This window comes from Corynebacterium sp. 401_CJEI (genome assembly GCF_001076435.1).
In the GTDB taxonomy this organism is placed as follows: domain Bacteria; phylum Actinomycetota; class Actinomycetes; order Mycobacteriales; family Mycobacteriaceae; genus Corynebacterium; species Corynebacterium jeikeium_D.
This window is the reverse complement of the sequence record NZ_JVIP01000030.1, coordinates 1-7,130: the sequence shown is the minus strand read 5'-3', so window position 1 is coordinate 7,130 and position 7,130 is coordinate 1. Positions and strand designations below refer to the sequence as shown.

At 60.8% G+C, this 7,130-nt stretch carries 5 protein-coding genes and 1 rRNA gene; 3 read left to right on the top strand and 3 right to left on the bottom strand.

Annotated elements, in window-relative coordinates:
* Nucleotides 1-254 precede the first annotated feature (254 nt).
* On the bottom strand, nucleotides 255-443 hold the full coding sequence (locus tag ADM64_RS07085) for a hypothetical protein (protein WP_016423317.1): 189 nt from the start codon (nucleotides 441-443) through the stop codon (nucleotides 255-257).
* A 74-nt stretch (nucleotides 444-517) separates the two neighbouring features.
* On the opposite strand from ADM64_RS07085, the gene ADM64_RS07080 reads away from it, so the two are divergent.
* The 3 genes from ADM64_RS07080 (at nucleotide 518) to ADM64_RS07070 (ending at nucleotide 5,553) form a co-directional block, all read left to right on the top strand.
* Nucleotides 518-3,034, top strand: a complete 2,517-nt coding sequence (locus ADM64_RS07080; protein ID WP_049193701.1) for a helicase-associated domain-containing protein — start codon at nucleotides 518-520, stop codon at nucleotides 3,032-3,034.
* Nucleotides 3,035-3,182: 148 nt separating this feature from the next.
* On the top strand, nucleotides 3,183-4,886 hold the full coding sequence (locus tag ADM64_RS07075) for a DNA repair helicase XPB (RefSeq protein ID WP_016423319.1): 1,704 nt from the start codon (nucleotides 3,183-3,185) through the stop codon (nucleotides 4,884-4,886).
* Nucleotides 4,887-4,911: 25 nt separating this feature from the next.
* A complete protein-coding gene (locus ADM64_RS07070; protein ID WP_049193700.1) occupies nucleotides 4,912-5,553 on the top strand; it encodes a DUF3239 domain-containing protein in 642 nt (213 codons plus the stop codon).
* Between the two features lie 131 nt (nucleotides 5,554-5,684).
* Here the strand turns inward: ADM64_RS07070 and ADM64_RS07065 are convergent, their stop codons facing one another.
* Together ADM64_RS07065 and rrf are read right to left on the bottom strand one after the other, a co-directional pair.
* Nucleotides 5,685-6,827 carry an alpha/beta hydrolase gene (locus ADM64_RS07065; RefSeq protein WP_016423321.1) on the bottom strand — a complete coding sequence of 381 codons (1,143 nt, stop codon included), beginning with the start codon at nucleotides 6,825-6,827 and terminating at the stop codon, nucleotides 5,685-5,687.
* A 168-nt stretch (nucleotides 6,828-6,995) separates the two neighbouring features.
* Nucleotides 6,996-7,112, bottom strand: a 5S ribosomal RNA gene (gene rrf / locus ADM64_RS07060).
* Nucleotides 7,113-7,130 lie beyond the last annotated feature (18 nt).

Below are 7,130 nucleotides of genomic sequence, written 5' to 3'. Positions count from 1 at the left end.
ATGACAAAAATGGCCCGAAAAATGGCTTGAAAGTGTCATAAACTTACACAGTTTCACATTTGCAGCCCGCATCCATGGGGCCATTCCGGTGGATTGGCCAAAAACTGGGCTTGAATAAGCCCCCGCCCACTTCAAGCGCCCCTACTCAAGCCCCCGCCCCGAGGCCACTGATGTGAAAACCCGCAGCCATGGCTGAACTAGCAGTCACGGCTGCGGGCCTCCAGCAGATGTAGCTCTGCTAAGAACCTAAAAGATTACTTGTTAATCACCGTGGTCGGGTGCACGTAACCCAGAGTCTCCGGATCAACCGGGAACTCAATGTCGCCGAAAGGCGAATCTGCACCAGCGTGGTGAGCAATCAGTTCAGTAACAGCGTGCTGACCAGGCTCGAGGTCCTTCGGCCAGCCGGGATCGACATAGGATTTCTTTGCAACGTTAGCCATGCTGAGATTATCCCAAAAATTTTCTCCCCAGTCACCTTCTCGCCTCCTTAAATCTCACTAAAGTGGGGATTGTCATGACTAGCACCACCCCCTTTGCACTCTTTTCCGACTGGCTGGCAGGTCAACCAGACCAATTTGTGGGCACTATCCTCAGCAATCGCCCCGATGCGCTGTCGCCACCGCCGAAGTCTTCCCAGGTGCTAGCGGCAAGGCTCCAGCTCCGCGCTTCTGTCTCCCGCGCGCTGACCAGACTGCCCGCACTGGAGCTCGCCTGCATTGAGGCCGCCGCCGACCTCGGTGCTGACGCCGAACCCGTCACTGCGGACGCCCTCATCGACTACATTCTCGACTTACTCTCTCGAGCAGAGGTTCCCGCCAATCAACGGCCCATGGCCACGCATATTCGGACAAGCCTCGATACCCTGCGCGAATACGGACTCATCTGGGGCAACGGTCCCGGCCCCCGCGGCACCTTCACCGGCAAGTCCACCCGCAAGAAGCCTCTGCCCTGGCAGGACTACTTCTGCCTCAGCGATGAGGTCGCCACCTCGTTGCCACCTGGCTGGTATCTTCTGCCCAATCCCGATGGCCCCAGCCGCAGCCAGCTACGCACGGCACTCACCGAGGTCACAGACAGGCAGCAGCGTCTCCTGGATACCCTCGCCAACTCCGGAGGGCTCGGCGTCACAAAGGACGCTCATCCGGATGCCGACCCTTCGCTGCCGGTCCCAGCGCTCATCAACGCCGGCCTGCTCGAACGCATCGACGAGGGCACCGTTCGCCTGCCCGCCACCGTTCGCGCGCTTATGCGTGGAGTCGGGCTTGCCGACGACGACGTCCCCCTGCGCCCCGAAACCCCCGCTACCCACGTGGTCGCCAGCGGTAACGACCGTGCTGCCGCCACTGCCTGGGAAACTTTGCGACAGGCGACTGACCTGCTGGACTTGCTGGGAACCGACCCCGCGCCGACCTTGAAAAACGGTGTCATTGGAGTACGGGAAACCCGCAGTCTCATCGAGGAGCTCGGCGTCGACATCTCGGAGCTGGCTCGCGGCGTGGCTAATCTCAGTGCAGCGGGCCTGGTTCATGTCGGTACTCCACATCCGCTGCCACTGCACGACAGCGGTGGTGACTATTTCGCCCCCACGCTGGCAGCCGACGGCTTCCTCGACGCCGATCTGGTTGACCGGTGGGTGAGTTTGACGGTCGGCACTCGCACTAGCGACGCAGCTCCCTGGCGGGTCGACCAGCTCAATGAGGAAGGCAAGCGCATTGCTCTACTCTCCCCACAAGCTCGGCTCTCCGGGGTACCGTCAATCCGGGAAATGGTGCTGGCCTGCTGTGCGCAGGTGGCGTCGTCGGCAAGCGACAACGACATCGTTGCTCTGACCGACCTGCGTGAATGCGCCGCCTACTACTACCCGATTACCAACGCGAGGTGCACGGACGAGGCGCTCAGTGGCGTGGTCGACGAGCTGGTCGCCCTCGGCATCGTCGTGCGGGACCCTGGCGTGGAAACGATTTCCGTCGGCCTTAGCGAGGTCGGCAAAGCCACGGTCGCGCTCATCGAATCCGGCACCGCCGAGGCCTTCGACGATCTGCGTGCCGCCTGTAACAACCTCTTGCCGCCGAACGCCTCGTACCTGATGGTTCAGGCGGACAACACCATCGTCGTACCGGGCCCCGCATCCCCGGAGATGGAACGCATGCTCAGTTCGATTGCGCAGCTGGAATCTCCCGGCCTCGCCAGCGTCTACCGCGTGACCGAAGACAGCCTTCGCGATGCCCTCGACGCCGGCATCAATGCCGCCGATATCTCGGAGTTTCTTTCGCGCTACGCCGTCGGTGAGGTGCCGCAGTCCATTACCTATTTGCTTGACGACGTCGCCCGCCGCCACGGTCGTCTCCGCGGTGGCCCCGCAGCTTCGTTTATCCGCTGTGACGATCCGGCCCTGCTGGCCTCATTCCAGAGTCACCAGGCTGGACAAAGCCTGGCGTTGCGGAAGATTGCCGAAACGGTGCTAATTAGCCAGGCCCCGCTTGCCCAGGTGATTGAGACCGCTAGAAATGCGGGCTTTTCCATCATCGCCGAAGATGCAGAGGGTTTGGTGCTGGATCTCGGTCGCGCTCCCTGCCGCATTGAGGCGCCAGCTCCGGTGCCCGCTGCGCGTACAACGATGCCCGAACCGGAACGCATCAGCCAGGCGTTGACGGCTATTGCCGATGGCAACCGTGCTGCTGAGCACGCCGGTAGTTCCAGTGGCACTGCAGCCAGTGGCAACACTGCTGGGGTCTCTGACTCGGCTGCGGATTCGGCGACAGGTACGGGCACAGCTGCCGGTGCCAGCACTAGCACCGGTGGCACGAGCGACTACGCCTCCGGCACCGAAGCATTCAAGCTTCTGCAGCGCGCGGCTCGCCACGGTGACGACCTGTATTTGAGCTACGTTGACCGCAATGGCAAACCTGGCCGCAAGCGCGTGCGCCCAGTCACCGTCTCCGGTGGGCAGGTCGATGCAATCGACCCGGCCACCAGCCAAGTGCTGCGCTTCCTGCTGCATCGCATTACCGAAGTACATCCTGTCGACTAGGCGGCGGGCGCGCGGACCGTCGTAAAGCGATGCAGAAGCGAATGTGGCGGTTCGGGATGATTCGAGCCCGTGCCGCATCTTCTGCGTAATCGTGGCAGAATTGACCTTTAGCTTATTTTTGGTCGAATGTCTGCGAGGCGAGGAAATAATGGGTTTCGGCACGGGTCCGCTGATCGTCCAATCGGACAAGACGGTGCTGCTGGAGGTCGATAATCCGGAGGCGGATGCGGCACGCGCGGCGCTGGCACCGTTCGCGGAGCTCGAACGTGCTCCTGAACATGTGCACACCTACCGCATCACCCCGCTGGCGCTGTGGAATGCCCGCGCCGCCGGTCACGACGCGGAGCAGGTGGTCGATGTCCTCGAGCGCTTCTCCAAGTTCCCCGTCCCACAGCCGCTGCTTATCGACGTCGCGGAGACCATGGACCGCTATGGTCGCCTGAGCCTGACCAAGCATCCAGCTCACGGCCTTATTCTGGTTTCACACGACCCTGCGGTACTGGCCGAGGTGACCAAGCACAAAAAGATTCGTCCGATGCTTGGCGAGCAAATCGATGCCGACACCTGGACCGTGCACCCCTCCGAGCGAGGCCGAATCAAACAGGAGCTGCTGAAAGTCGGCTGGCCTGCCAATGACACCGCCGGATACATCGACGGTGAGGCACACGCCATCGCTTGGCAGGATCAGGGCACCGGAGGCCACGACACCTGGGAACTGCGCGACTACCAACGCATGGCGGCTGATTCCTTCCGCGAAGGCGGCTCCGGCGTCGTGGTGCTGCCCTGTGGCGCAGGCAAAACAATCGTCGGTGCAGCGGCCATGGTAGACGCGCAGCGCACCACTTTGATTCTGGTCACCAACACCGTCGCCGGCAGGCAGTGGCGCGACGAGCTGCTGCGACGCACCTCGCTGACCGAGGACGAAATCGGCGAGTACTCCGGCGAAAAGAAGGAAATTCGCCCCGTCACCATTGCGACCTACCAAGTGGTCACGCGCAAGACTAAGGGAGAATACCGCGCACTCGAGCTATTCGATTCCCGCGACTGGGGCCTCATCATCTACGACGAGGTCCACCTCCTGCCCGCTCCCGTGTTCCGAATGAGTGCGGATCTGCAGTCGCGCCGTCGACTGGGGCTCACCGCTACCCTGGTGCGCGAAGATGGCCGCGAGGGCGATGTCTTCAGCCTGATTGGCCCGAAGCGCTACGACGCCCCATGGAAGGACATTGAAGCCCAGGGCTGGATCGCACCGGCAGACTGCGTTGAGGTCCGCGTGACCCCGACCGAGTCCGAGCGCATGCTCTACGCCACGGCTGAGGCCTCCGACAGGTATCGTCTGGCCGCAACGACGCCGACGAAGATTCCCGTCGTCAAGCAAATCCTTGCCCGACACGAGGGCGAACCCGCTCTGGTGATTGGTGCCTACCTGGATCAGCTCGAAGAGATCGGCGAAGAGCTCGGCGTCGACGTCATCGAAGGAAAGACGTCCAACGCCAAACGCGAGGAGCTCTTTGGGAAGTTCCGGCGCGGCGAGATCAACACGCTGGTGGTCTCCAAGGTTGCGAACTTTTCCATCGACCTTCCCGAAGCCTCTGTCGCCGTGCAAATCTCCGGCACCTTCGGTTCCCGACAGGAGGAGGCACAGCGCCTGGGGCGTCTCCTGCGCCCGAAGTCCGATGGCGGTGGCGCCGTCTTTTACTCGGTGGTGACTCGCGATACGCTCGATACCGAATACGCAGCTCACCGCCAGCGTTTCCTGGCGGAACAGGGCTACGCCTACCGAATCGTCGACGCTGATGAGTACCTCGGGCCCTCCCTGCCCGGTGATTCCACCGCTAGCTCGGAATCCTAGAAAACTGGATAACTAAAGGACTGCCATGAACTTTCACTTCCCCGTCAACCGCGAGCACACCAACGCCAACAACGAGTACTACCGCGATGCCCGCCGACTGCTCATCTCTTCAGGCATTTTCTCTGCTCTGCTGCTCGTCGGCGCTGTGCTGGTTCTAGTAGTTTTCGACCGCACGCCGTTTGTTATCGGCAGCGCGGTTGTGCTTTTCGCCCTCGCGGCTCTCTACGTCGGCGTTACCTTCCAGGTGCGACGCGCAATTAAGGATCCGCAAGAGCTTTACGACGAATCCCCGCTGGTTCCGGCCATGATTGCGCGTGTGGATGAGCGAACCATGGTGCTGATGACCTTGGTGGACATGCGTAAAGACCCCTCCGATGGCGAGCCCGTCCCGGCCCTGGCTACACGAACTGTCACCACGATTTCCGGGGTTCCCCGCCGTGTGGGCGCGAAGGTGCCAGCTGTTGCTGTGGCCGGTACGCACAAGAGCCGCACCGAGTTCTACGACGAGATCACCCCAGTGCCGCTCGCGTGGTCCACTCCAGACAAGTCAGTCATTGCCCAAGCCCAGCGCAATATTCCGGTCAACGATTGGAATGTGCTCGAACGCAACATCGACCGGGTGGAAGAGGTACACGCAACGAAGCGCAATCTCCTGCCGCTGCACTAGTCGGGGGCTGTTAGCCCCGACCTTTTGGCACTGAGCTGTTCTAGCCCCGCCCCCGATTTCCCTTAGCAGCGCTCCCCTCCGCGGTGCTCACATGCACAGCGAGAGCGCCATTAGGAACTGAAACGGGTTGACTAGCTCTTACCCCAGGACTCTTCGTTCTGCCGGTCAATCGCTTCCTTATCGTATTCACCTGCCGGGTCCTCTGGCAGCTCACGTTCCGTGTGAGTGGCCTCTAGAATGAACCGCGCCGCGTCCGTAATCTGCTCTCGCTGAACCTTTGGAACCGCAATCTGGTGAGTCGCCAAGAATACCGCCTGAGTGGCGTCTCCACCTGCCTCCTCGACCTTCTTCAGGTACTCGGTAGCTGGCCGAACAACAGTATCGCGGGAGGCCGCCTGAACGTGGACACGCATGCTTCGCGACGGCTCATGCAATCCCGGTGACACTTCCTTTGCCGAATCATCAGAGGTGCCGAAGAATGCCTGCAACCACACCGCAGGAGCACCACGCAGGTCTAGAGCCGGGGCAACGAGCAACAGAGCAACCGGAGTGTCTTGACTAATCTGGTCTACCGCGGAAACAACGTTGTGGCCGCCTGAAGAGACACCATAAAGAACTAACGGGTTCTGATCACTGATGGGCATTGCACCCAATTTTTGAAGCTGCAACGAATCATCTGCGACAGATGCGACTACCCGCGCAATGTCATAGACGGCCTCAGATACCTTATTCTCTGGTGCGAGCCGGTAATCCACGTCCACAACAATTGCGCCCGATCGGGCTGCCAGGGCAGCCATATTTGGGCCGAAGGAATTCTCACGCAGACTGCCGTCGCCCATCCAGAAAGCGCCGCCGTGTGCGGCAACTACCACAGACCCGGTTGGATCCTGTGGGACAAAAACCCGCACCGGAACGCTAGGACTATCCCCCACCGTCGTATCCGTCACCTCTACTTTGCCGTCGGCATACGCAAGGTATGGCGAGGAATGGTTGACGGCCGCCCCCAGGACCATCATTGAACCGTGAATGATGGCGTCTGGCATACGAGCGCCGCGGTCATTGACTGAAGCACGAGCCTTCTCAATGTCTTCCTCAGAGGCACCCAAGGGGACAACCTCGCTCAAGTAGGAATAGGCCGAGACGTGTTCTTCGAGCCATTCAATAAGCTGTTGTAGCTTACCTTCTTCGGTCGTTACGGGAGTGAAGTTGTCTTGAGCCTCGTCCTCAGAAGAAGCGAGGTTAACCACATCGGAGTTAGGTGTCTGATTAGTCATAGAGACAGTCTGCCACAGAGAGCCAACGAGGATTCACCAAAAGAGGAAACCGAGGATCCGATCGACGCTTAGTTAATTCTGTTTACCTGTGGGTAAAACAAAAGTGGGCCGCAGCAGCCCACCCCACACGGGAACTGGCTACCACGACCCACAACAATAAACTTTTTATGCCGGCGGCGACCTACTCTCCCACACCCTCCCGAGTGCAGTACCATCGGCGCTGGTGGACTTAGCTTCCGGGTTCGGAATGGGACCGGGCGTGACCCCACCGCTAACACCACCGACAAAAACCAGGCAACAACC